The sequence below is a fragment of the Buttiauxella sp. JUb87 genome (assembly GCF_004361975.1).
GTDB classification, from domain to species: domain Bacteria; phylum Pseudomonadota; class Gammaproteobacteria; order Enterobacterales; family Enterobacteriaceae; genus Buttiauxella; species Buttiauxella ferragutiae.
Map to the genome: position 1 here is coordinate 171,112 of NZ_SNVY01000004.1, position 26,288 is coordinate 197,399.

27 protein-coding genes are annotated in these 26,288 nt (G+C 51.7%); 3 read left to right on the forward strand and 24 right to left on the reverse strand.

Annotated elements, in window-relative coordinates; translation table 11 throughout:
* Nucleotides 1–7: 7 nt before the first annotated feature.
* The 12 genes from holB to yceD all read right to left on the reverse strand — a co-directional run bounded on the left by holB (nt 8) and on the right by yceD (nt 9,718).
* Nucleotides 8–1,015: a DNA polymerase III subunit delta' gene (gene holB / locus EC843_RS16690; protein WP_064547806.1), complete on the reverse strand. Its 1,008-nt coding sequence runs from the start codon at nt 1,013–1,015 to the stop codon at nt 8–10.
* A complete protein-coding gene (gene tmk / locus EC843_RS16695; RefSeq protein WP_064547808.1) occupies nt 1,015–1,653 on the reverse strand; it encodes a dTMP kinase in 639 nt (212 codons plus the stop codon). The genes holB and tmk overlap by 1 nt, the downstream gene beginning before the upstream one ends.
* A complete protein-coding gene (yceG, locus tag EC843_RS16700) occupies nt 1,643–2,665 on the reverse strand; it encodes a cell division protein YceG (protein WP_133522660.1) in 1,023 nt (340 codons plus the stop codon). The genes tmk and yceG overlap by 11 nt, the downstream gene beginning before the upstream one ends.
* Nucleotides 2,666–2,675: 10 nt before the next feature.
* Nucleotides 2,676–3,476 carry an aminodeoxychorismate lyase gene (pabC, locus tag EC843_RS16705; RefSeq protein ID WP_133522661.1) on the reverse strand — a complete coding sequence of 267 codons (801 nt, stop codon included), beginning with the start codon at nt 3,474–3,476 and terminating at the stop codon, nt 2,676–2,678.
* A gap of 113 nt (nt 3,477–3,589) precedes the next feature.
* Nucleotides 3,590–4,831, reverse strand: coding sequence for a beta-ketoacyl-ACP synthase II (gene fabF / locus EC843_RS16710; protein WP_064547812.1), 1,242 nt, complete (start codon nt 4,829–4,831; stop codon nt 3,590–3,592).
* Nucleotides 4,832–4,918: 87 nt separating this feature from the next.
* Nucleotides 4,919–5,155: an acyl carrier protein gene (gene acpP, locus EC843_RS16715; RefSeq protein WP_034456161.1), complete on the reverse strand. Its 237-nt coding sequence runs from the start codon at nt 5,153–5,155 to the stop codon at nt 4,919–4,921.
* A 154-nt stretch (nt 5,156–5,309) separates the two neighbouring features.
* Nucleotides 5,310–6,044, reverse strand: a complete 735-nt coding sequence (fabG, locus tag EC843_RS16720; protein WP_064547814.1) for a 3-oxoacyl-ACP reductase FabG — start codon at nt 6,042–6,044, stop codon at nt 5,310–5,312.
* 13 nt (nt 6,045–6,057) lie between these two features.
* Nucleotides 6,058–6,987, reverse strand: coding sequence for an ACP S-malonyltransferase (gene fabD / locus EC843_RS16725; protein WP_133522662.1), 930 nt, complete (start codon nt 6,985–6,987; stop codon nt 6,058–6,060).
* Between the two features lie 17 nt (nt 6,988–7,004).
* The gene (locus tag EC843_RS16730) at nt 7,005–7,958 is read right to left on the reverse strand and encodes a beta-ketoacyl-ACP synthase III (RefSeq protein WP_064547819.1); all 954 of its coding nucleotides are present in this window, start codon (nt 7,956–7,958) and stop codon (nt 7,005–7,007) included.
* A gap of 5 nt (nt 7,959–7,963) precedes the next feature.
* On the reverse strand, nt 7,964–8,998 hold the full coding sequence (gene plsX / locus EC843_RS16735; RefSeq protein ID WP_133522663.1) for a phosphate acyltransferase PlsX: 1,035 nt from the start codon (nt 8,996–8,998) through the stop codon (nt 7,964–7,966).
* 11 nt (nt 8,999–9,009) lie between these two features.
* On the reverse strand, nt 9,010–9,180 hold the full coding sequence (rpmF, locus tag EC843_RS16740; RefSeq protein ID WP_034456167.1) for a 50S ribosomal protein L32: 171 nt from the start codon (nt 9,178–9,180) through the stop codon (nt 9,010–9,012).
* Nucleotides 9,181–9,196: 16 nt separating this feature from the next.
* Nucleotides 9,197–9,718, reverse strand: a complete 522-nt coding sequence (gene yceD / locus EC843_RS16745; RefSeq protein ID WP_034456169.1) for a 23S rRNA accumulation protein YceD — start codon at nt 9,716–9,718, stop codon at nt 9,197–9,199.
* 140 nt (nt 9,719–9,858) lie between these two features.
* Between yceD and EC843_RS16750 the strand changes: the two genes are divergently transcribed.
* A complete protein-coding gene (locus EC843_RS16750) occupies nt 9,859–10,443 on the forward strand; it encodes a nucleoside triphosphate pyrophosphatase (RefSeq protein ID WP_121813862.1) in 585 nt (194 codons plus the stop codon).
* 43 nt (nt 10,444–10,486) lie between these two features.
* Here the strand turns inward: EC843_RS16750 and rluC are convergent, their stop codons facing one another.
* Nucleotides 10,487–11,440, reverse strand: a complete 954-nt coding sequence (rluC, locus tag EC843_RS16755; protein ID WP_166642073.1) for a 23S rRNA pseudouridine(955/2504/2580) synthase RluC — start codon at nt 11,438–11,440, stop codon at nt 10,487–10,489.
* Nucleotides 11,441–12,011: 571 nt separating this feature from the next.
* Between rluC and rne the strand changes: the two genes are divergently transcribed.
* Nucleotides 12,012–15,332 carry a ribonuclease E gene (rne, locus tag EC843_RS16765; RefSeq protein WP_133522665.1) on the forward strand — a complete coding sequence of 1,107 codons (3,321 nt, stop codon included), beginning with the start codon at nt 12,012–12,014 and terminating at the stop codon, nt 15,330–15,332.
* Nucleotides 15,333–15,488: 156 nt separating this feature from the next.
* Here the strand turns inward: rne and flgL are convergent, their stop codons facing one another.
* The 11 genes from flgL to flgB all read right to left on the reverse strand — a co-directional run bounded on the left by flgL (nt 15,489) and on the right by flgB (nt 25,405).
* On the reverse strand, nt 15,489–16,451 hold the full coding sequence (flgL, locus tag EC843_RS16770) for a flagellar hook-associated protein FlgL (RefSeq protein ID WP_064547830.1): 963 nt from the start codon (nt 16,449–16,451) through the stop codon (nt 15,489–15,491).
* 16 nt (nt 16,452–16,467) lie between these two features.
* Nucleotides 16,468–18,129, reverse strand: coding sequence for a flagellar hook-associated protein FlgK (flgK, locus tag EC843_RS16775; RefSeq protein WP_064547832.1), 1,662 nt, complete (start codon nt 18,127–18,129; stop codon nt 16,468–16,470).
* An 85-nt stretch (nt 18,130–18,214) separates the two neighbouring features.
* Nucleotides 18,215–19,156 carry a flagellar assembly peptidoglycan hydrolase FlgJ gene (gene flgJ, locus EC843_RS16780; protein ID WP_133522666.1) on the reverse strand — a complete coding sequence of 314 codons (942 nt, stop codon included), beginning with the start codon at nt 19,154–19,156 and terminating at the stop codon, nt 18,215–18,217.
* Entirely contained in the window at nt 19,156–20,250 is a 1,095-nt protein-coding gene (locus EC843_RS16785) for a flagellar basal body P-ring protein FlgI (RefSeq protein ID WP_064547836.1), read from the reverse strand. Before EC843_RS16785 ends, flgJ begins: the two co-directional genes overlap by 1 nt.
* Before the next feature lie 11 nt (nt 20,251–20,261).
* On the reverse strand, nt 20,262–20,957 hold the full coding sequence (locus EC843_RS16790; RefSeq protein WP_121815654.1) for a flagellar basal body L-ring protein FlgH: 696 nt from the start codon (nt 20,955–20,957) through the stop codon (nt 20,262–20,264).
* Between the two features lie 65 nt (nt 20,958–21,022).
* Nucleotides 21,023–21,805: a flagellar basal-body rod protein FlgG gene (gene flgG / locus EC843_RS16795; RefSeq protein ID WP_064517889.1), complete on the reverse strand. Its 783-nt coding sequence runs from the start codon at nt 21,803–21,805 to the stop codon at nt 21,023–21,025.
* 77 nt (nt 21,806–21,882) lie between these two features.
* Nucleotides 21,883–22,638: a flagellar basal body rod protein FlgF gene (locus EC843_RS16800; RefSeq protein ID WP_064547838.1), complete on the reverse strand. Its 756-nt coding sequence runs from the start codon at nt 22,636–22,638 to the stop codon at nt 21,883–21,885.
* 19 nt (nt 22,639–22,657) lie between these two features.
* On the reverse strand, nt 22,658–23,866 hold the full coding sequence (flgE, locus tag EC843_RS16805; RefSeq protein ID WP_121813865.1) for a flagellar hook protein FlgE: 1,209 nt from the start codon (nt 23,864–23,866) through the stop codon (nt 22,658–22,660).
* A gap of 26 nt (nt 23,867–23,892) precedes the next feature.
* Entirely contained in the window at nt 23,893–24,570 is a 678-nt protein-coding gene (gene flgD / locus EC843_RS16810) for a flagellar hook assembly protein FlgD (protein WP_064547842.1), read from the reverse strand.
* Between the two features lie 10 nt (nt 24,571–24,580).
* On the reverse strand, nt 24,581–24,985 hold the full coding sequence (gene flgC, locus EC843_RS16815) for a flagellar basal body rod protein FlgC (protein WP_133522667.1): 405 nt from the start codon (nt 24,983–24,985) through the stop codon (nt 24,581–24,583).
* A 3-nt stretch (nt 24,986–24,988) separates the two neighbouring features.
* A complete protein-coding gene (gene flgB, locus EC843_RS16820) occupies nt 24,989–25,405 on the reverse strand; it encodes a flagellar basal body rod protein FlgB (RefSeq protein ID WP_064547847.1) in 417 nt (138 codons plus the stop codon).
* A gap of 152 nt (nt 25,406–25,557) precedes the next feature.
* Here flgB and flgA point away from each other — a divergent pair, with 152 nt between their 5' ends.
* On the forward strand, nt 25,558–26,217 hold the full coding sequence (gene flgA, locus EC843_RS16825) for a flagellar basal body P-ring formation chaperone FlgA (RefSeq protein ID WP_064547850.1): 660 nt from the start codon (nt 25,558–25,560) through the stop codon (nt 26,215–26,217).
* Nucleotides 26,218–26,288 lie beyond the last annotated feature (71 nt).

Below are 26,288 nucleotides of genomic sequence, written 5' to 3' on the forward strand. Positions count from 1 at the left end.
GATACTCTTAAAGATGGAAGGAAGGAAGGACAGCACCTGGTTGCATTAAACGCTCCCAGGTGAGCAATTGTTCAGTCAGTAATAATTCGCGGTTCACACCTACGACACTCAGCAATGCTTCGCGGCAGGAAAACCAGCTATGCAAAATAGCTTGTAGCATCGCGGGGCTTGCGCTGTTGGCAATATTTGCCACCAATGTATGTTGATCATCATTGGTCAACCACGGCGTAGCACCCTGCTGCCATTTTAGTGCATCAACCAACAGTGAGCATAACCAATGGACGCGAACGGTCGCATCATCACTGTTCAAAGCAGGCAATAACGCCAGCATGTTCTTTGTGGCGCAAGCTTCGTTGAGTTTCTGGCACAGTGTCTGGCGGTGCTTCCACTGCTCAGGTTGCAACAGAGCCAGCGCACCGGCGGGAGCGCCAGAACTCAGGCGCAATGCGGCGCGCAGCTGCGCGTTATCCAGCGTGATTTCCCGGGCCAGCCAGGCGAGAGCAAAGTTTTCGTCTGGGGGAGTCAGATACCAGTACAGGCAGCGACTACGCAGTGTGGCGGGTAAACGCGCAGGTTCACGGCACCCCAGAAAGAACCAGGTATTGGATGGCGGTTCTTCGAGTGTTTTCAACAACGCATTGGCCGCCGCCTCGGTAAGTAAACCGGCATCTTCCAGCCAGACCACTTTTGCTCCACCCTGCTGAGCGTGGCTGTAAAGCTTTTCAGTTATTTCACGAATAGCATCAATGCCAAGACTGGATTTGCCCTTTTCTGGCGCGACCACGTAGCTGTCAGGATGTGTTCCCGCCTGCATCAACTGGCAACTGCGGCACTGGCCACAGCTTTTCGTTCCTTGCGGTTTCTGGCACATCAACCAGCGTGTGAGAGCGTAGATTAATGCGTCGTCCCCCATGCCAGACAATGAATGTAACAACAGTGCATGGTGCCCGCGCCCAGCCTGATACTGGCTGAGGATTTGCTCAAACGGCGCGCGTAACCATGGATACCATTTCATTACGCCAGCCCCTTAGCCCACTCAAGCACGGCGTTACGCACGTCTAGTGAAACTTTATCCAGGGTTTGTGTCGCATCAATGGTACGGATACGGCTGTCGCTTGCAGCGAGTTCCAGATAACGGGCGCGGGTGCGGTTAAAGAAGTCGATAGACTCCTGTTCGATGCGATCCAGTTCACCACGCGCACGGGCGCGAGTCAGGCCAACTTCCGGCGTGACATCAAGATAAATGGTCAGATCAGGATAAAAATCACCCAGCACGGTATTACGCAGTGCCATCAGTAATTGCTGGTCAATACAACGGCCACCGCCCTGATATGCTTGCGTCGAGAGGTCATGACGGTCGCCAATTACCCACGCGCCGCGTGACAGCGCCGGTTTGATGACCGTTTCAACAAGCTGTACGCGTGCTGCGTAGAACATCAACACTTCAGCTTTATCCGTTACGATCTCATCGCCGATACCTTTGTTGTTCAGCGTCAACTCACGCAATCTTTCCGCAAGAGGCGTGCCGCCGGGTTCACGCGTGAAGACCAGATCGGTCACCCCCAGCTCTTTTAAAGTCGCAACCACCACATTATGTGCGTTAGTTTTCCCTGCCCCTTCGAGCCCTTCGATGACGATAAATTTACTGACCATTCTTGTCCTTCAGTGCTTTGAGATACACCTGCACAGCCTGATTATGGCCTGCAAGGTTGGTATTAAATGTATGACCGCCCTTTCCATCAGCGACAAAATAGAGATACGGTGTTTTCGCGGGGTTTGCCGCGGCTTGCAACGAAGCGTTACCAGGAATCGCGATTGGGCCTGGCGGCATGCCACTAATCACATAGGTGTTATATGGCGTCGGCGTTTCCAGATCTTTGCGCGACAGCTTACCATTATAGCTCTCACCCATACCGTAAATTACCGTTGGGTCGGTTTGCAAACGCATGCCGATGCGTAAACGGTTGATGAACACCGAGGCGACTTGATCTCTTTCTGCTGCCACAGCGGTTTCTTTCTCGATTATCGAGGCCATGGTGACCAAATCGTTTTGCGTTTTGTACGGCAATCCGTCTTTTTTGCCATCCCATGCAGTCTGAACGGCTTTGACCATGCGCTCATGGGCGCGTTTTAACAGCGCAATATCGGTGGTGTTAGCAGTGTAAAGCCAGGTATCGGGGAAGAACCACCCTTCAACCCAATCTGGATGCTCAAGCTTTAAAGCTTCGGCAACGGTGGCGTAGTTATCGTCTTTAAGGGTGTGCTGAATGAACGGTGCTTCGCGCAATTGTTTTAGCCAGTCACTTAAACGAGTCCCTTCGACAAATCGAATAGGAAATTGAGCTTCTTTGCCACTGGCTAACAGTTTGAGCATATCTCGAACCGTCATTTGCGGGGTAAAGCGATAAGTGCCCGCTTTAAATTTAGCGAGGTCTGGCTCAACTTTTAACAGCCACTGGAATACTCGTGGGCGATTCAGTAATTTTTCTTCATATAACTGCTTACCCAACGCCAGGCGACCCGTGCCCGGCTTGAGCATAAATATGGTGTCTTGCTTGATGGTCAGATGGCTGTCGGCGAGTTGACGGACTTTATATAAGCCAACACCTGCCGCCACGCCAAGCACCACTAACAACAGCAGGAAGAAACGTAGCATCTTTTTCATTGATAATTGGTTACTCACAAAGTGGTGCTAAAAATTGATAAAGCTCATGCGATTTATATCGCCAGGATTCAGCCTGGTTCACAGGGATAATCGGCATCAATGCGTTACAAATTAGCACTTCATCAGCCGTCGCCAGGCTGTCTAATCTTTCGCGCACTTCAGTCACCTGCCATGATGAATCAGCCAGACAGGCGATAATATGCTGACGCATGGTGCCGTTCACACCAGATTTATCTACATACGGCGTAAATACCTGTGTTCCTTTACGCCAGAATAAATTTGCGGCACAGCATTCCGTAAGCCACCCATCGCTGTCAAGAACCAGCGCCTCCTGGGCTGGCATCTGTTCAAGATGCGTACGAATCATTACTTGTTCGAGCCGATTCAGGTGTTTAATTCCGGCGAGATGTGGGTTGATACCCATCCGAATTGGGCTAAGCGCCAGGGAGATACCGTGTGCGCGCCACTGAGGATAAAAAGCAGGGTAAGCAGAAACCGACAATAAGCGAGTCGGCTGCACGCAATTTGCGGCGCTATAACCACGCCCACCGCTGCCTCTGGTAATGATCACCTTCAACACGGCTTGTTGTTCAACCGCCGCCATTTGCTGCATTTCATTTTCCAGCAGTGACCAATCGACAAATGGAATCAGGAGTTTTTCACAGGCTTGCTGCAATCGAGCGAGGTGTTGTTCTAAAAAACGAATGCTGCCGTTGCAAGCACGCGCCGTGGTGAAGCAGCCATCACCAAACTGCACAGCGCGATCGTTCGCCGCCAGACTTTCCGTTAACTCACCATTGATTAAATACATTACAACTCCTCAATGTTCTGTGAGTTAAGAGTGCCAGTGCGAAGGGTTTGCAGCAAGAGGGGACATTTCAGATGTATAAAGGGCCCGCAAGCGAGCCCTTTATAAGTAACGACTTAGATCTTTTTAAAGATCAATGAGCCGTTGGTACCACCAAACCCGAATGAATTACACAGAGTGTATTCCATCCCTTTCACCTGGCGAGCAACATGAGGAACAAAGTCCAAATCGCAACCTTCGTCAGGGTTATCAAGGTTAATTGTTGGTGGAATCGCCTGATCGCGCAGTGCGAGGACGGAGTAGATTGACTCTACAGCCCCTGCAGCACCTAACAGGTGACCGGTCATAGACTTAGTTGAGCTCACCAGAACACGCCTGGCATCTTCACCAAAAATAGTCTTAACCGCTTGTGTTTCAGCTTTATCGCCAGCTGGCGTTGAAGTGCCATGCGCATTCACATAGCCCACCATACCAGGGGTAATACCTGCATCACGCAGAGCATTTTCCATCGCCAGTGCAGCACCTGCACCTGACTCCGGCGGAGAAGTCATGTGATAAGCATCGCTGCTCATACCAAAACCAACGACTTCTGCATAGATTTTCGCGCCACGTTTCTTAGCATGTTCGTACTCTTCGAGTACCATCATGCCTGCGCCATCACCCAGTACAAAACCATCACGGTCTTTATCCCACGGACGGCTTGCCGCTTGTGGGTTTTCGTTACGGGTAGAAAGTGCACGTGCCGCACCAAAGCCACCCACGCCCAGCGGAGTACTCGCCTTCTCTGCGCCACCTGCCAGCATAGCGTCTGCATCGCCGTAAGCGATCATACGTGCTGCCTGACCGATGTTATGCACACCAGAAGTACAAGCTGTAGCAATGGAAATGCTTGGGCCGCGCAGGCCAAACATAATGGTCAAATGACCTGCTACCATATTCACAATAGTGGATGGTACAAAGAATGGGCTGATCTTACGTGGACCACCGTTGACCAACGAGGAGTGGTTCTCTTCGATAAGACCCAGACCACCAATACCAGAACCAATTGCGGCACCGATACGGATTGCATTCTCTTCTGTTACTTCCAGACCAGAATCCAGCATGGCCTGGTGGCCAGCAACAATTCCATATTGAATGAAGGCATCCATTTTGCGCTGTTCTTTGCGCGAAATGATGTCGTCACAGTTAAAATCCTTTACTAAGCCAGCAAATTTCGTTGCATAGGCGGTAGTATCGAAATGGTCGATTAGGCTGATGCCACTCTGACCGGCAAGGAGAGCTTTCCAGCTAGACTCTACGGTATTGCCGACAGGAGACAACATGCCCAGTCCGGTCACAACTACACGACGCTTAGACACGTTTGTCCTCCAGGGAGGGAAAAAATAATACTAGTGGGACAATTAGATAAAACTCAGGCGGTCGAATGACCGCCTGGAGATGTTCACTTACGCCTGGTGACCGTTGATGTAATCAATGGCAGCCTGAACAGTGGTGATTTTCTCAGCTTCTTCGTCCGGAATCTCAGTATCAAACTCTTCTTCCAGAGCCATTACCAGCTCAACGGTGTCAAGAGAATCAGCGCCCAGGTCCTCTACGAAGGAAGCGGAGTTGATAACTTCTTCCTGCTTAACGCCCAGTTGTTCGCCAATAATTTTCTTAACGCGTTCTTCGATAGTGCTCATACTCTTAAATTTCCTATCAAAACTCGCTTTCGCGATGGTTTTCGTAGTGTATAAAATGTTGAAAAAGATGCAACTAAATCCCGGCAGGTCATACCACGATTTTACGCTATTTTGCGGGCATTCGCCCAAATAACGCAAATATTTTGTATCGTGGTTAAACCATATACATTCCGCCATTGACGTGCAGGGTTTCACCAGAGATGTAACCCGCCTCGTCAGAGGCTAAAAATGCAACAGCACTGGCGATTTCTTTTGCGTCGCCTAAACGACCCGCTGGAACTTCCGCCAGTATACCCGCACGCTGTTCTTCAGAAAGCGCACGCGTCATGTCCGTTTCAATAAAGCCCGGAGCAACAACGTTTACAGTAATACCACGAGACGCAACTTCACGCGCCAGTGATTTACTGAAACCAATCAGACCCGCTTTCGCCGCAGCGTAGTTTGCCTGACCAGCATTTCCCATGGTACCAACCACGGAACCAATAGTGATAATACGACCATGACGCTTTTTCATCATAGCGCGCATTACCGCTTTTGACAGACGGAAAACTGATGACAGATTGGTTTCGATGATATCGTTCCATTCGTCATCTTTCATGCGCATTAACAGATTATCACGAGTGATACCGGCATTATTGACCAGAATGTCAACTTCACCAAATTCTGCGCGAATATTTCCTAAAACAGCTTCAATCGAAGCAGGATCGGTCACATTCAGCATATAGCCTTTGCCGTTATCGCCCAGATAATCACTGATCGCCTGCGCACCGCTTTCGCTGGTCGCAGTACCGATAACTTTCGCACCACGGGCCACTAGGGTTTCCGCGATTGCGCGGCCAATACCGCGGCTTGCACCGGTTACCAGCGCAATTTTTCCTTCAAAACTCATGGTCATCCTCGTCTTATTGCTCGAGCGCCGCTGACAGAGCTACCGGCTCGTTAATCGCCGATGCTGTCAGTGTGTCAACAATACGCTTTGTCAGGCCAGTCAATACTTTACCAGGCCCTACTTCCAGCAACTGGGTCACACCCTGTGCTGCCATAAATTCAACTGATTTAGTCCATTGTACTGGGCTGTACAATTGGCGCACCAGCGCGCTACGAATAGCTTCTGGTGATGTTTCGCACTTCACGTCCACATTGTTCACAACCGGAACAGTTGGCGCATTGAAAGTAATATTTTCCAGCGCGACTGCCAGTTTATCTGCCGCTGGTTTCATCAGCGCACAGTGAGAAGGCACACTGACAGGCAATGGCAGTGCACGTTTTGCACCGGCGGCTTTACAAGCTGCACCTGCACGCTCAACTGCGTCTTTATTACCCGCGATCACGACCTGGCCTGGTGAGTTATAGTTCACCGGAGAGACTACTTCGCCTTGAGCCGCTTCTTCACAAGCTTTGGCAATTGATACATCATCAAGACCGATGATGGCATACATTGCACCTGTGCCAGCAGGAACCGCTTCCTGCATCAATTTGCCACGTAATTCAACCAGACGCACAGCGTCAGCAAAATCAATCACACCAGCACAAACCAGAGCAGAATATTCGCCCAGACTGTGGCCTGCCATCATAACAGGCGTTTTGCCACCTTGCTGCTGCCAGACACGCCATAAAGCAACAGATGCGGTAAGCAAAGCAGGTTGAGTCTGCCAGGTTTTGTTCAACTCTTCCGCAGGACCTTGTTGGGTCAATGCCCACAAATCATAGCCCAGAGCAGCAGAAGCTTCACGGAAGGTCGCTTCTACAACAGGGTTTGCTGCTGCGATTTCTGCCAGCATACCTGGTGCTTGCGAACCCTGGCCTGGGAAAACAAAAGCAAATTGAGTCATGGTTAAATCCCTAATAATCAAAAACGAACCAGTGCTGAACCCCAGGTAAAGCCGCCACCGAAGGCTTCGAGCAATACCAGTTGGCCACGTTGAATTCGACCATCACGAACAGCTTCGTCAAACGCTGCCGGTACAGAGGCCGCAGAGGTGTTGCCGTGGCGATCAAGAGTCACAACCACATTATCTAATGACATGCCAAGTTTCTTGGCCGTGGCACTGATAATGCGTAAGTTAGCCTGATGCGGCACCAACCAATCGAGATCCGAACGATCCAGATTATTCGCCTCAAGGGTCTCATCAACAATGTGTGCAAGCTCTGTAACCGCGACTTTAAAGACTTCATTGCCGGCCATCGACAGGTGAATCGAATTTTCAGGATTCACGCGATCGACATTCGGTAGCATCAGCAGTTCACCATAGCGACCGTCAGCATGCAGGTGGGTTGAAATGATACCAGGCTCTTCAGAAGCACTCAGTACAACCGCCCCTGCACCATCACCAAAAATAATAATTGTGCCACGATCGGTAGGATCGCAAGTACGAGCCAGCACATCAGAACCAATAACCAGCGCATGTTTTACTGCACCAGACTTCACATATAGGTCTGCCACGCTCAGGGCGTAGGTAAAACCTGCGCAAGCGGCTGCAACATCAAATGCAGGGCAGCCTTTAATCCCTAACATTGCCTGCACCTGGCAGGCAGCACTTGGGAAAGCGTGCGTTGAAGAAGTTGTGGCAACGATAATCAGCCCAATTTCAGACTTATCGATTTCTGCCATTTCAAGCGCACGCGTAGCCGCAGCAAAAGCCATTGTTGCAACGGTTTCATCTGGCCCAGCAATTCGACGTTCACGAATACCTGTACGGGTGACAATCCACTCGTCAGAAGTATCCACCATTTTTTCCAGGTCGGCGTTGGTACGCACGTGTTCGGGCAAATAGCTGCCCGTACCAATAATCTTCGTATACATGTACGTCAGTCACTCTTGGGTAATACAGATTCCAGGCGGGCAGCAATCCGTGTAGGGACTTGCCGCACCACCGCCTGCACTGCCTGTTCAATAGCGACAACAAACGCTCGCTGATTGGCCGCTCCGTGACTCTTAATCACTGTGCCGCGCAATCCTAACAGACAGGCGCCATTATACTGGTCGGGGTTGAGGTGACTGAATCGCCTGGTCAGGCTCTTTTGTAACCAATGCTTCAATATAATTAGCCACCACGACCTTTTTTTCCCTTCACCTTGAGATTTCAAAAGCGAAAGGAACATTCTGGCAACCCCTTCCATCGTCTTGAGGGTGACGTTACCGACAAAGCCATCACACACCAGCACATCGGTTTTTCCCGTCAACAGCTCGTTCGCTTCAAGATAGCCAATATAGTTGATAGAAGGCATTGTTTTTAATAAAGCTGAGGCATCACGAATACTATCGAGACCTTTAGTCTCCTCTTCGCCGATGTTCAGCAAAGCGACTCGCGGGGAGTTGATGCCGAGTACTTCTTCAGCCATCACAGAACCCATTATCGCGAATTGCACCAACATATTACTGTCACAATCAACGTTCGCACCGAGATCCAGCACGACAGTTTTACCCTTTTGTTGATGCGGTAAAACCGTCATCAACGCTGGGCGCTCAATCCCTTCAATCGGTTTGAGCAATAATTTAGCCAGGCCCATCAGCGCACCAGTATTTCCTGCACTGACACAAGCCTCCGCTCGCCCTTCTTTTACTAACTCAAGCGCCACTCGCATTGAGGTTCCGCGACTGTTACGAATCGCTTGCGAAACTCTTGCATCACTGGCAATAACCGATTCCGCAGGAACTATCTGCGCTCGTGAACGTTTTTCAAAATCAGCTTTGGCAAGTAATGGCGTGATGGCGTCGGGGTCGCCGACTAATAGAAGGTTTAGCTGAGAGTTAGAGTCCAGTGCCTGCAAAGCTGCAGGCACTGTCACGGAAGGACCGAAGTCCCCACCCATGGCATCTAACGCAAGGGTTAGACGTCTCAAGGTATCGCCAATTACTTAGCGATAACCTTGCGACCGCGGTAGAAACCGTCGGCGGTGATGTGGTGACGCAGATGAGTTTCGCCAGAAACTTTGTCCACGGACACTGCTGCTGTGGTCAGCGCGTCATGGGAACGACGCATGCCACGTTTAGAACGGGTTGGTTTATTCTGTTGTACGGCCATGGACCTTACTCCTCAATTACTTATGCTTTAAACTGGCTAATACGGCAAATGGGTTTGGTTTCTCCGCCTCGGAAGGCAGTTTGCCAAATACCATGTCCGCCTCGGACACTTCACAGTGTTCAGAATCATGCACCGGAACAACTGGCAAGGAGAGGATAATTTCATCTTCAACCAACGCCAGAAGATCGATTTCACCAAATTCGTTGACCTGAACTGGTTCATATCCTTCCGGGAGTGCTTCAGCCTGCTCGTCTTTGACGATCGGGCTAAAACAATACTGTGTGTAGACCTGATGGGCAAACGGCTTTCCGCAACGCTGACATGCCAATGTTACCGAAACCTTCGCATCACCGGTAAGAACCGCGAGGCGTTGGTTATCGATGGCAAATGACATATCGCATTCCACATCACTGTCTACACTGACTACAAATTCGGCGACACGCTCAACCTGAATAGGGGTGTAAACACCCGTGTAATCAAGGCGTTTTTGAGCCGTACGAACCGGATCGAGAGTCAGGGGTAATTTTACTTTTTGCATAGGGCGCGCATATTAACTTTGTAACGTCATAGAGTCAAAGAAAAAGCCTGTAAACAGCGCCTTTTCTACTTATTCGCACACATTGCGGTGGCATAGTTTAAAATGCCTTTTCTCGGATCGCTATCATTAATGAAAAAAATATGACGCAAATTGTTCTGGCTTCAACTTCGCCGTACCGTCGAGAGCTACTAGAAAAGCTCGGTATCCCCTTTACTACCGCGTCTCCACAGGTCGATGAAACGCCGATTCCCGGTGAGAATGCCCGCCAACTGGTCGTGCGACTGGCGCAAGCAAAAGCACAGGCGTTGAGCAAGGAATATCCAAATCATCTGATTATCGGTTCAGATCAGGTCTGCGTTTTAGAGGGAAAAATCGTCGGAAAGCCGCACACCGAAGAAAAAGCAGTGGAACAATTGCTGACTGCCCGCAACAGTATTGTCACTTTTTATACCGGGTTGGCGCTGTATAATTCAGCATCAGGAAATTTACAGGTGATTTGCGAACCTTTTGATGTTCATTTTCGTCATCTGAGTGAACAAGAAATCCGCAATTACGTGCGAAAAGAACAGCCGTTACAGTGCGCTGGAAGTTTTAAGAGTGAAGGTTTGGGGATCACATTATTCGACAGACTGTCCGGTAAGGATCCGAACACCCTGGTTGGGCTGCCGTTAATTAGCTTGTGCGAGATGCTCAACAACGAGGGATGTAACCCTTTACTCATATAGCTGACTTAGAGTGGAGACACCTTCGCGCCTCCACTCTAAACGGTTAGCCCGCGTTGCGTAACACCGTAAGACAGCGTTTCAATTGCTCATCCAGCGGCGCTTCAACACGCATAATTTCACCGGTATTGGGATGGGTGAAACGCAATGCTGCGGCATGCAAGAACAAGCGATTCAGGCCAGTGCCTGCGAGTTGCTTATCAAATTCGCGATCGCCATAGCGATCATCGAACGCAATGGGATGCCCGGCATGCAGCGTGTGCACGCGAATCTGATGGGTTCGCCCGGTGATTGGGCTGCAACGTACTAATGTGGCAAAAGCATAACGCTCTTCCACTTTAAAACGTGTTTCTGACGGTTTGCCTTCACTGTTGACGCGTACAATACGCTCACCGCTCTGCAAAATATTTTTTAGCAACGGAGCCTGCACCGCTTTGACATGCGACTGCCATTGGCCACGTACCAGCGCCAGGTAATCCTTCTGCATACCCTTTTCACGCAACTGCTCGTGCAGTGAACGCAGGGCGGAGCGTTTCTTCGCCACCAGCAAAATGCCCGATGTATCACGGTCAAGACGATGCACAAGTTCAAGGAAACGCGCTTCCGGGCGCAACGCACGCAAGCCTTCAATCACACCAAAGCTCAAGCCACTGCCACCGTGAACCGCAGTACCTGAAGGTTTATTCAATACCAGGATGTGATCATCTTCATAAATAATCGCATCCGTCAGCGCGGCGACTTTTTGTAGATGTGGCGATACGGCTTGTTCTTCACGTTCGGCGACGCGAACCGGCGGAATACGAATTTCGTCGCCATCCTGGATTTTATATTCAGGCTTAATGCGTTTTTTATTCACGCGCACTTCGCCTTTACGCAAAATGCGATAAATCATACTTTTCGGCACGCCCTTCAGGCGGGAGAGCAAAAAGTTATCGATACGCTGCCCAGCTTCATCAGAAGAAATGGCAACGATTTGTACTGAAGGTGTCGGAGTTTTCATGGTCGGCGATTCTAAATAGCGTGCGCGCATAGCGCCACTCATTTTTATGTGCTTAACTGAGAATCTGCCTGGTTTTAAGTCGCCTGACTGCCCTTTTTCAGATTTCTGCGACATGCAGCGAAAAAGTGAGTTAAAAAACTGTAAGAAACGAGGCATCAAAGGCAAAAGTCATCTTGCTATAATAAGGTTAGCAATGGAATAATGTTGCGGTTTTCCGTGTTGATACTTGTTAGAACAAGGAATTTTGCGGAATTACCAGTTTTGCCTGAACGTCCATCCACGCAGCAATGGCGTAAGACGTATTGTACCTTCAGGCAGTTAGCGGGCTGCGGGTTGCAGCCTGACCGGTAAATTGGAATCAACTCTTAAGAAATATTCTAAGGTTATTCCCACGATAATTGCGCTGTATTTCCGTATGAAATACAGGCTACCGACACTTTGCGCCTCTCAGCAAGCGACAACCGTGAGGTTGGCGACTTAGCGTTTAGTCACGAGGCCATCGGTTCACTCCCGGTCAGCGTCACCATGCCCGTAGCTTTGTCACCAATGTAAGAATAATGAGTAAGTTACGATGAAAAGAATGCTAATAAACGCGACTCAGCAAGAAGAGTTGCGTGTCGCCCTTGTAGATGGGCAACGTCTGTACGATCTGGATATTGAAAGTCCTGGACACGAACAGAAAAAAGCCAACATCTATAAAGGCAAAATCACCCGTATTGAACCAAGTCTGGAAGCGGCATTTGTAGATTACGGCGCGGAACGTCATGGTTTCCTTCCTCTTAAAGAAATTGCCCGCGAATACTTCCCGTCTAATTATTCATCACATGGTCGTCCGAACATTAAAGATGTTCTGCGTGAAGGCCAGGAAGTGATTGTCCAGATTGATAAAGAAGAACGTGGTAATAAAGGCGCAGCCTTAACCACCTTTATTAGTCTGGCAGGAAGTTATTTAGTACTGATGCCAAATAACCCACGTGCTGGTGGTATTTCCCGCCGCATCGAAGGTGACGATCGTACTGAATTGAAAGAAGCCCTTTCCTCTCTGGAACTACCAGATGGCATGGGTCTGATTGTACGTACTGCTGGCGTGGGTAAATCCGCTGAAGCACTGCAATGGGATTTAAGCTTCCGTCTGAAGCACTGGGAAGCGATTCAAAAAGCGGCAGAAAATCGCCCTGCTCCATTCCTTATCCATCAGGAAAGCAACGTTATTGTACGTGCTTTCCGCGATTACCTGCGTCAGGACATCGGTGAAATTCTTATCGATAACCCGAAAGTACTCGAACTGGCTCGCCAGCATATCGGTGCTCTGGGTCGCCCTGATTTCAGCAGCAAAATTAAGCTCTACACCGGTGAAATCCCGCTGTTTAGCCACTACCAAATTGAGTCGCAGATTGAATCCGCTTTCCAGCGCGAAGTTCGTCTGCCATCCGGTGGTTCGATTGTTATCGACTCCACTGAAGCGTTAACCGCCATCGACATCAACTCCGCGCGCGCAACTCGCGGTGGTGACATCGAAGAAACGGCGTTCAATACCAACCTTGAAGCGGCTGATGAAATCGCGCGCCAACTGCGTCTTCGTGACCTCGGTGGTTTGATTGTTATCGACTTCATCGACATGACGCCTGTGCGCCACCAGCGTGCGGTAGAAAACCGTCTGCGTGAAGCTGTTCGTCAGGACAGGGCTCGTATCCAGATTAGCCATATCTCTCGCTTTGGCCTGCTGGAAATGTCACGTCAGCGTCTCTCCCCTTCTCTGGGCGAGTCCAGCCACCACGTCTGCCCGCGTTGTAGCGGCACAGGTACGGTGCGTGACAACGAATCCATGGCACTCTCCATTCTGCGTCTGATTGAAGAAGAAGCGCTGAAAGAGAATACCCAGGAAGTTCATGCGATTGTTCCGGTGCCGATTGCTTCTTACCTGCTGAACGAAAAACGTGATGCGGTAAGCGCGATTGAAACCCGTCAGGGCGGCGTGAAAGCCATCATCGTTCCTAACGATCAGATGGAAACTCCCCACTACTCTGTACTGCGCGTGCGCAAAGGCGAAGAAACTAAAACTCTGAGCTACATGCTGCCTAAGCTGCATGAAGAAGAGATGGCGATGCCTTCTGATGAAGAGTACGCCGAGCGTAAACGCCCAGAGCAACCTGCGCTCGCGACCTTCGTGATGCCAGACGTGCCGCCAGCACCGCCAGAATCTGCACCGGTAGCCACACCAGCTCCTGCTGCTAAACCTGCGGTCGCGAAAACGGCAACAGCCGAGCAACCTGGCTTGATTAGCCGCTTCTTCGGTGCGCTGAAAAACCTGTTCGCAGGCGAAGCGACTACTGAAAGCAAAGAAGTTCAGGAAGCGAAACCGGCTGAGACTGAAGGCCAGCGTCAGGGTCAGGATCGTCGTAATAACCGTCGCCAGAACAACCGTCGTGACCGTAACGATCGTGGCGATCGCAACAACCGCGATCGTGATAACCGTGGCGAAAGCCGTGGTGAAAGCCGTGGTGAAAGCCGTGGTGAAAATCGCAGCGAAAATCGTGATAATCGTGATAATCGTGAGCCGCGCGAAAACCGCGATCGCGACGATAACCGCCGTAATCGCCGCCAGGGTCAGCAGCAAAATGCTGAAGTCCGTGAAAACCGCCCGGCCGTTGCTGAAGAAGCTGAAAAGCCTAAAGCACGCGACGAGCAGCAGCCACGTCGTGAACGCAACCGTCGTCGTAGCGATGACAAACGCCAGGCACAGCAGGAAGTTAAAGTTCTGCAGCGCGATGAACCGGTAGAAGTTGAAGCTGATACCGAGCAGGAAGAACGCGTCCAGGTGATGCCTCGCCGTAAGCAACGTCAATTGAGCCAGAAAATTCGTTTCGAATCTGCAGCAGATTCCGTAACTGAAACTGTGGCAACTCCAGACGTAGCCGAAGTGACCGCTGCACCTGCTGCACGTACCGAACTGGCGACGATTCCGTTACCAGCAGTTATCGAGAAACCCGTTGTTGAGCATGATGACAACAACGATTCACGTAACGATTCTAACGGTATGCCGCGTCGCTCTCGCCGTTCCCCACGTCACTTGCGTGTCAGTGGTCAACGTCGCCGTCGTTATCGTGATGAGCGTTACCCAACGCAGTCACCGATGCCATTGATCGTTGCTTGTGCTTCTCCTGAACTTGCTTCTGGTAAAGCCTGGATCAGCTACCCGGTTGCCCGTTCCCAGGAAGATTCGCAGTACGAGAATCACGTTGATCATGCTCCAGTCTTTGTTTCTCACGAGCAAGAGCCTGTAGAAGTGGTTATTGTTCCGCCAGTCGTTCAGGCAGCAGCGCAACCTGTAGCGGTTGAACCGGCACACGTTGAAACCACTCATCCAGAAGTGATTGCGGCTTCGGTCACTGAGCAGCCACATCTGATTGCCACTGAAGACGACGTTGTTGCTGAACAAGTGATTGACGAAGTTACGCCAGCTCAGGATGACGTTGCCGTTGAAACGCATCAACAGCAGGCAGCAGCAGTGGCTGAAGTTGCTCCAGTCGTAGTTGAAGAAACTACGCCAGAGGCTCCGGTAGAAGAAGTTAAGCCGGCAGTGACAGAGACTAAAGCTGAAGAGACTCCTGTTGCAGAAACCAAAGCTGAAGAGACGCCAGTTGAGAAAACTGTTGTAGCAGAAACTGTGGTTCCTGAAGTGAAAGCTGCACAGCCTGTTGTTGCTCATGTGACTAAACATGCAGCCGCGCCGATGACTAAAGCTCCGGCACCGGAATATACTCCGGAAGCACCACGCCAGAGCGATTGGGTACGCCCAACATATGAGTTCAGTGGCCGCGGTTCTGCTGGCGGAAACAGCGCAACTCACCAGGCAACAGCTCCAGCTACACGCCCGCAAAGCGCTGAATAATCGCTAAGCGTTGCGAAAAAGCCGGTCAGGAAACTGACCGGCTTTTTTATTTCTGAGAGTCTGGTCGGATAAGGCAAAAAAAAACCCACTTCGGGGTGATGAAGTGGGCACATAAAGCGCACCCAGTTTCATGGCACGCCCCAAACGGTAAAGCTACTATTTATTCAGCTGGAACAAAGACATCCCCTGCATATCACTGAATGCTTTGTAAGACGCCTGAAGTGCTGCCTGCTGCATCACATAGGAAGAGATCGCCGAGTTCCAGTCTACATCCACCAAATCACTCATTTGCTGCGACTGTCCCAACGCACGGTCATTACCTAAATCATCAAGCTTATCCAGCTCATTAAGCTGTGTGCCTAACTCTGCACGCACGGTCAGAACGTTATTAAGGGAGTTTTTCAGCCCACGGTTGGTTTTATCGATAGCCGCGGTTAAAAGATCTTTGTCGGCATCATCCAGGCCTTCAGCGGGTTTTCTCAGAGTGGCAATCGCAGAGTCAAGCATGTTGAACAAATTGGTTTCCGAGTCACTGCCATCGGGTTCCGGCACCGCATTACTGGTCAGTGAGTTGAACACTTGCGTGCCTGTGTGGCCAATCGTCATGCTGCGTGCGGCATCAACAGACTGGGTCACAGCAGTACCACCGCCCGTATAAACGATGCTGTTTGCCCCACCGCTAAACGGTGCAGAATCCGTTTTATAGCCCGCAAAAATAAAACGCCCGTTGCCATCTGTGCTGTTGGCAAGGTTGAGGATCTGATTGCGGACACCTTCCAGATCGGTAGCCAGTGAAGCACGATCGTCATCGCTTAACGTACCGTTACCGGCGTTAACGATTTTCTCCTGCGCAGACTGAATCGCCGTGGTCACCTGCCCCAGTACGTTCTCTTCCAGCGACACTTTCTGTGTCGCAAAAGTACGAGCCAGCGCGTACTGGCTGTTTTGAGCCTGAGCCTGAGACAACACCACCGCTTGCGATGCGGCAATCGGGTCATCAGAAGGTTTAGTGACACGTTTACCCGTCGACATTTGCTCGCCGTAGCGCAGCCACTCACTTTGTGCGTTGGTCACGCCACGCATGTTTTGCTGGTACATCATTGCGGTACTGATACGCATACGCCAGATTCCTTAATTAACGGATGGACAGTAACGCATCAAACAGAGTTGATGCCGTCTGAAGAACCTGGGCATTCGCCAGGTAATACTGTTGGAAACGCTGCAAGTTACCGTACTCTTCGTCAAGGTTGACACCAGAGATGGACTGCTGTTGGTTACTCAACTGCGTGACCACATTATCTTGCGTGGTACTGGTGACTTTCAGCGTGCTGGTTTTGTTACCCACATCACTCACCAGGCTGGCATAGGCATCGTTAAACGATTTGTTGCCGTTGACGACTTTACTGCTCTGCAAATCCAACAGCGCCTGAGCATTACGGTTGTCGCTATCGCCACCCGAAGGATTGGCCGCTAATGCCAATTCACTTTCGTCGCTAATTAAGACGTTCATATTCACCACAACATCTGAAACCGGCTTAATAACGAAACTGTCATTCTTGGTCGCTGGCGTACCGCTAATGTCGATTTTTAAGCCGTCGAAACTCAGGCTCTTGTTGCCACTGCCATCAACGGCCTCGGTTGCGGTGAATTTCTTATTGTCCGACAAGCGAGTGATTTCCCAGTCAGGATCGTTAAACACAGCTTTATAGTCGCTGGCCTGAACCGCTTTGCTGTCAGTGACTTGTGCAGTCAGTACTGTCGATTGAGAGGCATTTTTACTGTTGCTTAAAACAGACGGGCCGCCGTAATCAAAGAAATCTTTCCCCACCGCGCCATTGGCATCAATGCCCGCGCTGTGCTGCTGATTAATCGCATCAGAGAACGCTAAAGCTAACTGCCCGAGGCGGTTACGCGCGCTGTCCAAATCCTGAGAACGGAAAGTCAACATGCCGCCAAGCGAGCCATTCTTCAGCTGGCTTTCAGGGATTTCAGTGGTGCCAGAAACCGGGTCAACATATGCAACAGTAATGCGTGACGGGTCAGAACTGGAGCCGACAGCCGCCAGTTGATTAGCTTTGTCGCCTTGCACCAGGGTTAAACCGTTGGCGATCGACACGTTATACGAGCCACCGTCCTGCACACTGACTTCAACACCGACAATCTGGTTAAGCTGGCTGACCAACTGGTCGCGCTGATCGAGCAAATCGTTTGGTGATGCGCCCGCGCCCACACCGGTAAGGCGTGAAATCTGATTATTCAGATTCGCAATCTGGCTTGCGTAATTATTGATTTGTTCCACGCTGCTCTGGATAGCGGTATTCACCTGCTTATCCTGGTCGCGCAGATACTGATCCGTCACCTTAAACTGGTTTACCAGGCCGCTGGCATTGCCAAGCAACGCCTGGCGAGCAGCCGGGTCTTCAGAATTACTGACCAGCGTTTGCAGGCCAGTAAAGAAACTTTGCATGGTGGTGGCGAGGGTGTTGGTGCTACCCGACAGCATATTGTCGATTTTCGACATTTGCTGATACTGAGTACTCAGACCACTGCTTTGCGTCTGTGCCGCGCGCAGTTGGTTAGTGATGAACGCATCATATTCACGTTGCACACCGCTGACTTGCACACCGTTGCCAATCCATCCTCCAGCACCCAGCGTACTTTTCGACTGAGATAACACGGTAGTCTGGCGGGTATAGCCTGTGACGTTGTAGTTAGAAATGTTGTTACTGACAGTATTCAGTGCCGCCTGGGCAGCACCCAGGCCACTCATGGCACTGTTAATCAGGCTACTGGACATGAAATTTCCTTAGCGCATTAATCACGGTTCCTGTCAGTAAGTATCGGCAGTTCCCGGCAGGACTTGAGTATTTAATAGTGAGAACTTAGAAGAGATTAGACAGGTCGTTGCTATACGCTTTCGCCACTTTCTCACCCATCGCTTTCATCTGCTGAATCATGCCCGTCAGCTTACGGGCATAGTTCGGATCGGTGGCGTACCCCGCATTTTGCAACGCTTGTGCGCCCTGTTCTGCGGTATTGGCATTAGTCACGGCGGCGTAACGCGGGTTGCGCGTCAACAAGCCGACGTAATCAGAAAGCGCCTCCAGATAAGAGCTATACACGCGGAACTTGGCTTTTACCTTTTTCGCTTCACCGTTTTCATATTCGGTGGTGGTGATTTCAGTCACCTCACCTTTCCAGCTACTGCTGGCTTTGACGCCAAACAGGTTAAAACTCGGCTCACCTTTTTCAGTCAGAATTTGCCGTTGCCCCCAGCCTGACTCCAGCGCCGCTTGCGCCAGAATCAAGTGATGAGGAATGCCGCTCTGTTCACTGGCAAGGCGTGCGGGTAACGAAAGCTGCGCCAGGAAGTCTTTGCTATCACCGGTTAGCGGTTCTTCGTTAGACGGTGCTTTCGGGATGGCCTGGCGCACCATTTGTGTGATGGTCTGGTTCTGGAAGCTGGTCACCGTCTGCATATCAAACTTCATCGGCATTTTGCCAGCCTCTTCCGATGGGTCAGCATTGCCGCCCATTTGCTCCACCATCATGTCCGCCAGCCCAAGGCCTTTTGCGCTGAGCTGTTGGGCAATTTGCTGATCATAGATGCTGGTGTACATCCGCGTTTGCTCGCTGCTGAACAAGCCATCTTTCGGCAGCGCCTCGCGCATGCTTTTCAGCATCATCTGCACGAACATCCCTTCCACCTGGCGGGCAACCGACTTCATGTTGCCTTTCGGATCTTGCCCGGTTTTGGCTTTTAACTCGTTAAGAGAGTTAGCATCCCACGCCGCATTCGCCAGTGATTGGGACTCGTTAAGCATCAGATAATTTCCACTTTGGCCCGCAAACAACCCGCGGTTTGCATAGATTGCAGAATCGACATCAACTCCATTGGTGATGCGCCCAGCGTGTTCAAAGCACGAACCACGGTGTTCAGGTTGGCACTGGCGTTAACCCGTTGCAGCGCCCCGCCATTCTGGCGCAAGTCGATTTGCGTTTGCGGGGTGACAACAGTTTGACCGCCACCAAATGGTGTATCCGGCTGGCTCACCTGTGCCTGGCGGTTGACCGTCACCGACAAGTTGCCCTGCGCCACCGCACAAGTATTCAGTGTCACTTCCTGGTTCATCACCACCGAACCGGTACGTGAGTTGATAATCACTTTGGCGTCCTGTGCTGGCAGGTTCACTTCCAGGTTCTGAATATCGGCCAGCAAACGCACTTGCGAGCTGTTGCCGGTTGGGACACGAATCTGGATGGTGCGAGCATCAATCGCCGACGCGCTGCCAAAGCCACGCGAACGGTTAATGGTGTCGGTAATTTGCTGCGCCAGCGTGAAATCATCATTGTTCAGTTGCAGGCTGATGAGATTGCCTGAACCAAACGTTCCCGGTAATTCACGTTCGATGATCGCGCCATTGGTGATACGCCCGCCATTCAGTTGGTTCACCTGAACGCTGCTGCCACCCGCAGAAGCCCCCGCACCGCCGACCAGAATATTGCCTTGCGCCAGGGCATAAACCTGGTTGTCGACCCCTTTCATTGGCGTCATCAGCAATGTGCCGCCGCGCAAGCTTTTGGCGTTACCCATTGAAGAAACCACCACATCAATATTTTGCCCCGAGCGAGCAAACGCCGGGTACTTAGCCGTCACCATGACCGCAGCCACGTTTTTGAGCTGCATATTGGTGCCCGCAGGAACGGTAATCCCCAACTGCGAAAGCATGTTGTTCATGGTTTGCGTGGTGAACGGCGTTTGTGTGGTCTGGTCACCCGTTCCGTCAAGGCCAACCACCAGGCCATAACCAATCAGGGAGTTTTCACGCACACCCTGAACCGTGGTCAGGTCGCGGATACGGTCAGCCTGCGCTAGCGTTGCCACCAGCATCAGCAATCCGAATAAATATCTGGTCATAAATCCCTCGCTTACATCGGCGATAAATTAAGGAAGAAGCGTTGCATCCAGCCCATGTTCTGCGCTTCGTTGATATAGCCGTTACCGACATATTCGATGCGCGCATCCGCCACTTGTGTGGACGGCACGGTGTTGGAGCCACTGATGGTGCGAGGATTGACCACACCGGAGAAACGAATAAATTCGGTGCCCTGGTTAATGGCTATCTGTTTTTCACCCACGACGTGCAGGTTGCCGTTTGCCAGCACCTGATCGACCGTCACGGTTAAGGTTCCGCTAAAGGTGTTACTGGCATTCGCCCCACCTTTACCGTTGAAACTGTTGCCGCCTTCCACATCCACATCGGCGCGGTTATTACCGAACAGACCTTCGAGATAGCGCGGCGTGACGTTAAAGCCAAAATTAGTTTTGCCATCACGGCTGGCATTCGCCGACGAACTCTTACTGGCACTGACATTTTCCTGAAGCTGGATCGTCAACGTATCGCCAACGTTACGTGGGCGGCGGTCTTCAAACAGCGGTTGGTAGCCATAGTTCAGCGGTTGCGCCGTCTGGAAAATAGAGCCATTAACCACAGGTGCTGGGCCAGGCACAGGTTGGGCCGATGTTGCCCCTTCCACCAGCGGTTTAGTTGGCACCAGTGCACAGCCACTTGTGGAGAGCACCAGAAACATCACGATAGGACGAAGAACCATTGGGTTTTGCATTGCTTTCATCTTCAGGTCATTCAGATAACGACAGCCGGTGCAAAACACTCACACCGGCAAACGTCTTACAACTGCGTCAGCTTTTGCAGCATCTGGTCAGTGGTTGAAACGGCTTTAGAGTTGATTTCGTAAGCGCGCTGAACCTGGATCATATTCACCAGTTCTTCAGCCACGTTCACGTTAGAGGTCTCAACATACCCCTGATACAAAAGCCCTGCGCCATTCAGCCCAGGTGTGCTTTCGTTTGGCGTACCGGAAGACTGGGTTTCGGCATACAAGTTTTCACCCAGGCTTTCCAGACCCGTGTCATTCATAAAGGTGGTCAAATTCAGCTGCCCCACCTGAACCGGCTGTGCCTGCCCTTGTTGCGTCACGCTGACAATACCGTCACGTCCAACGGTAATGGTGAGTGCATTAGCAGGGATAGTGATCGCTGGCTGAACCTGGAAACCGCCCGCGGTGACCAACTGGCCGTTCTGGTCGACCTGGAAAGAACCATCGCGAGTATAGGCGCTGGTGCCGTCCGGCAATTGCACCTGGAAAAAGCCCTGGCCTTTAATCGCCACATCTTTGCTGTTGTTGGTCTGCGACAGGTTGCCCTGGCTGTGCAGGCGTTCGGTAGCCACCGGACGCACACCTGTACCAATCTGCAAACCGGACGGTAATGTGGTCTGTTCAGAAGATTGCGCACCAGGCTGGCGAATCGTCTGGTAAAGCAAGTCTTCAAACACCGCGCGTTGACGCTTAAAACCATTGGTGGAGACGTTTGCCAGGTTGTTGGCAATCACATCCATGTTGGTTTGCTGGGCATCAAGACCGGTTTTAGCGATCCATAAAGAACTGATCATTTTTGATTCCTGTTAGATCTGTATTTCGTTTGTCGGATGAGGCTTCGCTTATCCGACCTACAAAAACCGTTCGGCTATCAGCTCATCGCCAACAACTGATTGGCGCGCTGCTCGTTTTCATCAACGCTTGAAATAATCTTCATTTGCATCTCAAAACGGCGGGCGTTCTCAATCATGTCGGTCATGGCTTCGACGGGCTTAACGTTGCTGCCTTCCAGCACGCCAGGCATCAACGAGATGCTGGCATCCGCCTGCAACGTGGCACCACGCGTAGCTTGCGCCAGCGCACTCGGGCGGAAGAAACCGTCATCACCGCGCACCACTTCCTGGCCGGTGGCTTTCACCAGTTTCAGGCGGCCAATCGGTGCCACAGTATTCGGCTGGTCACCCGCGTTCAGTGCAGAAATAGTGCCATCTGCCGCGATAGTCAGTTGCGCGCCCTGAGGCACAGCAATCGGGCCACCTTCTCCCATCACCGGTTGCCCACCGATGGTCAGTTGCCCGGCAGGGCTAACCTGCATATTGCCGTTACGGGTATAAGCTTCAGTACCATCAGCACTTTGTACCGCCAGCCAGCCATCTTGTTGCAAGGCAACATCCAGCGGGCGTTGGGTGTAATCAAGCTGACCTTGCGACATATCCACGCCAGGCGTTGAAGCCGTCACCAGGGTGCGCGTCGGCAACGAAAGCCCTTCTATTGGCACCGAACGCAATGCGGTTAGCTGTGCGCGAAAGCCCGGTGTTGAAGCATTTGCCAGGTTGCTGGCAGTCACCGCTTGTTGGTTCAGCGTCTGACTGGCCGCACCCATGGCGGTATAAATTGCGTGATCCATTAAGCTATCCCGTCAGTGCTTAACGCAGGTTAACCAGGGTGTTGAGGATCTGATCCTGGGTTTTGATGGTCTGCGCATTCGACTGGTAGTTACGCTGCGCGACAATCATGTTGACCAGTTCTTTACTCAGGTCGACGTTCGAAGACTCCAGCGCACCGTTGGTCAGGGTGCCGAAGTTACCGGAACCCGCCGTTCCCAGCAGCGCCACGCCAGAAGAATTGGACGCAGACCACACGTTGTTGCCCTCAGAGGACAAACCTTCCGGGTTGGCAAAATTCGATAGCACAATCTGGCCTAACAATTGGGTTTGCTCGTTGGAGTAATTGCCAACAAGGGTGCCGTCTTCGTTAATCTGGTAGCTCACCAGGTCGCCTGGCTTATAGCCATTTTGATTCGCGGCAACAATGTTGTTGGAGCCGGTGTTTTGCTGCATCGAGTTCAGGAAGCTCAGATCAAATGTCGCCGGAGTCGCACCATTGATAGTCCCGGTGGTCAGGGAGTTAGTGCCACCTGAAATCAGCGTGCCATTTGGGCTAAATACCATCGATGCGCCTTTGGTCGCTGGGCTACCCGCCACGCTGCTATCCTGGGTATATACATCCCAGGTGTTCGCCGTCGTCGATTTCACAAAAAAGACGTTCATATCATGGGCGTTACCCTGGCTGTCATAGACAGTGATAGAACCTTTCTTGTTGTAGGTATCGGAATCTGTCGCGCTGAACGGGGTTTTCGTTGGCGTTGGGTCGGTAGAGTTCAGGTTGATCTGCATCGACGCCGTGGTGGTGGTTTTCGCCGCCATCAAGGTATTTGGCACAGCCAGCCCAACTGGGTTTGCGCCTTCCTGAATCGTTGGCGGCGTACCGGTTGCCGGGTAACCGGTCAACTGCATCCCCTGCATGTTCACCAGATTGCGATTCTCGTCCAGTTTGAACTGGCCGTTACGGCTGTAATACACCGAGCCATTGGTATCGACCAGGCGGAAGAAACCATTCTGGCTAATCGCCACATCCAGGCCACGGCCGGTGTTAGTGGTGGTGCCGTCGTTAAAGTCCTGGGTAATGCCCGCAACTTTTACGCCGAGGCCCACTTTGGAGCCGGCAAACATATCGGCAAAAGAAACGGTGCCGGATTTAAAACCGTAAGTGGCGGAGTTGGCAATGTTGTTACCAATCACGTCGAGGTTGGTGGCCGCAGCATTCAAGCCGCTGACCGCTTGAGAAAAGCCCATGTTTTACTCCTGCAAGGGTTGAAGGCTTAAATAATCTGCCTGATGTCGTCGAGGGTGGAGGTGCCGTAAGTTCCGAGGTCGAGCAAGGTCGTACCATTACTGAGTGTCACTCCATTGACCAACGCAAAATTCAGCGGTTGAGCCACCAGTTGTGTCCCGCCATTACTGGCGTTGATAGCGACGTTATAGGCCCCGTCCGGTGCGGTGGTGCCGTCCGTCATGCTGCCATCCCAGGTAAAGGTATGGACGCCTGCGCTAAGCGCCCCCACATCGAGAGTACGCACCACTTTGCCGCTACTGTCGGTAATGGTGGCGGTGACTTTATCGGCGGCCTGTTGCAGCTCAACACCAAATGGCGTGGTCGCTTCGCTGCCTGCCAGAATTTTGCTGCCAGGGATCATCACTCCGTGGCCAATCAAGGCGCTGGCCTGCACAGACTGGTTATTGGTCAACTGACCGGAAACCGAACCGAGCGTGGTATTGAGTTTTTCAATGCCGCTCACGGTGCTGATTTGCGCCAGTTGCGTAGTCAATTCATTGTTTTGCAGAGGGTTGGTTGGGTCCTGGTTTTTCAGCTGCGCGACCAACAGCGTCAAAAAACTACTTTGCAGGTCAGCGGCGTTGCTGCCTGTCAGATTATTGTTACCCGAAGTCGCACTGACACCACTGGTGGTGGTGTCATTCATATTAACGGCGATGCCCATCAATCACTCCTTATTGACCCAGCGTCAGGGTTTTCAACATCATGCTTTTCACGGTGTTGAGGACTTCGACGTTGGCCTGATAGCTGCGTGACGCCGACATGCTGTTGACCATTTCAGCCACCACATCCACATTCGGCATCCGCACATAACCTTTGGCATCAGCCAACGGGTTACCCGGCTGGAACACCAGTTTGTCCGGTGCCTGGCTCTCTTCAACGCCCGTCACTTTTACGCCACCCGTTTCAGCCCCCGGAGCGGCATCAACCTGGAAAATAACCTGCTTAGCGCGATAAGGCTGTCCGTCAGGGCCGGTGGCACTATCGGCGTTAGCCAGGTTACTCGCCGCCACGTTCATCCGCTTGGATTGGGCCGTCATCGCAGAGCCTGCGATATCAAAAATATTCAGTAATGCCATCTATTAGCCACCCTGTTGCAGCACCGACATCATGCCCTTGATTTGGCCACCGAGAACCGTAAGGTCGGACTGGTATTTCAGGCTGTTATCGGCAAATTGTGTACGCTCGCGGTCCATATCGACGGTGTTACCATCCATCGATGGCTGGTCCGGAACGCGGTAAAGAAGATCAAGCGAAGGTGCTGAGTGTGTTGCCGCAGGGATATGGCGCGCGGACGTGAGCGCAAGCGCAACACCGCTGCCTTCGGCACGACCCCGTTCCATCACTTTTTTCATTTCACTGGCAAAATCAATATCGCGAGCCTGATAGCCCGGGGTATCCGCATTGGCGATATTTGCTGCCAGAATTTCCTGACGCTGGGCGCGCAAATTTATCGCTTCTTGCTGAAATCGCAGCGCGGCATCCAGTTTGTCTAGCATGTTCCCTCCGCATAATTAGGATTTGTCCGACAGCTTAAAGCTCCTTACGCGTGCGTTATCGTTGGAATAGACGCAAAATGCGTCGCTATTTGTCGCCTTGATCATTTCGCTGTGCAGTTAAAATCACTGCCACCTGAACAAGGAGAAACGTCATGACCGGTCTGAAAACCTGGAGCACCATTGCCCTTTTGCTGGCTTGCCCGCAGGCATTAGCCAGCATTCTGGATGCGCCGTTGAGCCAGTTTTTCCAGCAGCGCCTGGCGGGCATGAGTGATGAAGTGTCGGTAATAGTCAAAACGCCTGATGCGCAATTACCTCCCTGCCCACTCCCTGATTTTTCTATGCCGGGGAATAGCCGCCTGTGGGGAAACGTGAGCGTGATGGCGCGCTGCGGTAACGACAAACGCTACATACAGGCCCAGGTGCAGGCCACCGGAAATTACGTTGTAGCCGCGCAGCCATTACCGCGCGGTAGCGTCATAGATGCAGGCCAGCTTCAGCTCAAACGTGGGCGGCTCGATCAACTGCCACCACGCGCTATGCTCGATATCAACCAGGCCAGCAGTGCCGTGACGCTGCGCGACATCGCCGCAGATCAACCGATTCTGCTGTCAATGGTGCGCCAGACATGGCGAGTCAAAGCCGGGCAGCAGGTGCAAGTGGTCGCCGCTGGTGAAGGATTTAGCGTCAATAGCCAGGGCAAGGCACTGAATAATGCCGCCGTGGCACAGAATGCACGGGTACGAATGAGTTCGGGTCAGATAGTCAGCGGAGTCGTCGACACGGATGGGAATATTCTGATTAACTTATAAAATTCCGTTAGGGATTAAGAAGGTTTTAAAGGTTCCGTGATGTCTGCCGATAGTGTATTAACAGATGATAG

What these genes read in the sequence shown, in the direction of transcription:
- EC843_RS16790 (WP_121815654.1), bottom strand. Translation starts at nt 20,957, where the DNA reads ATGCAAAACCCAATGGTTCTTCGTCCTATCGTGATGTTTCTGGTGCTC.
- flgD (WP_064547842.1), bottom strand. Translation starts at nt 24,570, where the DNA reads ATGGGCATCGCCGTTAATATGAATGACACCACCACCAGTGGTGTCAGT.
- rluC (WP_166642073.1), bottom strand. Translation starts at nt 11,440, where the DNA reads ATGAAAACTCCGACACCTTCAGTACAAATCGTTGCCATTTCTTCTGAT.
- yceG (WP_133522660.1), bottom strand. Translation starts at nt 2,665, where the DNA reads ATGAAAAAGATGCTACGTTTCTTCCTGCTGTTGTTAGTGGTGCTTGGC.
- EC843_RS16785 (WP_064547836.1), bottom strand. Translation starts at nt 20,250, where the DNA reads ATGACCAGATATTTATTCGGATTGCTGATGCTGGTGGCAACGCTAGCG.
- pabC (WP_133522661.1), bottom strand. Translation starts at nt 3,476, where the DNA reads ATGTATTTAATCAATGGTGAGTTAACGGAAAGTCTGGCGGCGAACGAT.
- rpmF (WP_034456167.1), bottom strand. Translation starts at nt 9,180, where the DNA reads ATGGCCGTACAACAGAATAAACCAACCCGTTCTAAACGTGGCATGCGT.
- tmk (WP_064547808.1), bottom strand. Translation starts at nt 1,653, where the DNA reads ATGGTCAGTAAATTTATCGTCATCGAAGGGCTCGAAGGGGCAGGGAAA.
- yceD (WP_034456169.1), bottom strand. Translation starts at nt 9,718, where the DNA reads ATGCAAAAAGTAAAATTACCCCTGACTCTCGATCCGGTTCGTACGGCT.
- flgL (WP_064547830.1), bottom strand. Translation starts at nt 16,451, where the DNA reads ATGCGTATCAGTACCGCAATGATGTACCAGCAAAACATGCGTGGCGTG.
- flgK (WP_064547832.1), bottom strand. Translation starts at nt 18,129, where the DNA reads ATGTCCAGTAGCCTGATTAACAGTGCCATGAGTGGCCTGGGTGCTGCC.
- EC843_RS16750 (WP_121813862.1), top strand. Translation starts at nt 9,859, where the DNA reads ATGACGCAAATTGTTCTGGCTTCAACTTCGCCGTACCGTCGAGAGCTA.
- EC843_RS16730 (WP_064547819.1), bottom strand. Translation starts at nt 7,958, where the DNA reads ATGTATACGAAGATTATTGGTACGGGCAGCTATTTGCCCGAACACGTG.
- fabG (WP_064547814.1), bottom strand. Translation starts at nt 6,044, where the DNA reads ATGAGTTTTGAAGGAAAAATTGCGCTGGTAACCGGTGCAAGCCGCGGT.
- flgB (WP_064547847.1), bottom strand. Translation starts at nt 25,405, where the DNA reads ATGCTAGACAAACTGGATGCCGCGCTGCGATTTCAGCAAGAAGCGATA.
- flgJ (WP_133522666.1), bottom strand. Translation starts at nt 19,156, where the DNA reads ATGCTTAACGAGTCCCAATCACTGGCGAATGCGGCGTGGGATGCTAAC.
- flgE (WP_121813865.1), bottom strand. Translation starts at nt 23,866, where the DNA reads ATGGGCTTTTCTCAAGCGGTCAGCGGCTTGAATGCTGCGGCCACCAAC.
- flgC (WP_133522667.1), bottom strand. Translation starts at nt 24,985, where the DNA reads ATGGCATTACTGAATATTTTTGATATCGCAGGCTCTGCGATGACGGCC.
- rne (WP_133522665.1), top strand. Translation starts at nt 12,012, where the DNA reads ATGAAAAGAATGCTAATAAACGCGACTCAGCAAGAAGAGTTGCGTGTC.
- acpP (WP_034456161.1), bottom strand. Translation starts at nt 5,155, where the DNA reads ATGAGCACTATCGAAGAACGCGTTAAGAAAATTATTGGCGAACAACTG.
- flgG (WP_064517889.1), bottom strand. Translation starts at nt 21,805, where the DNA reads ATGATCAGTTCTTTATGGATCGCTAAAACCGGTCTTGATGCCCAGCAA.
- fabD (WP_133522662.1), bottom strand. Translation starts at nt 6,987, where the DNA reads ATGACTCAATTTGCTTTTGTTTTCCCAGGCCAGGGTTCGCAAGCACCA.
- holB (WP_064547806.1), bottom strand. Translation starts at nt 1,015, where the DNA reads ATGAAATGGTATCCATGGTTACGCGCGCCGTTTGAGCAAATCCTCAGC.
- flgA (WP_064547850.1), top strand. Translation starts at nt 25,558, where the DNA reads ATGACCGGTCTGAAAACCTGGAGCACCATTGCCCTTTTGCTGGCTTGC.
- EC843_RS16800 (WP_064547838.1), bottom strand. Translation starts at nt 22,638, where the DNA reads ATGGATCACGCAATTTATACCGCCATGGGTGCGGCCAGTCAGACGCTG.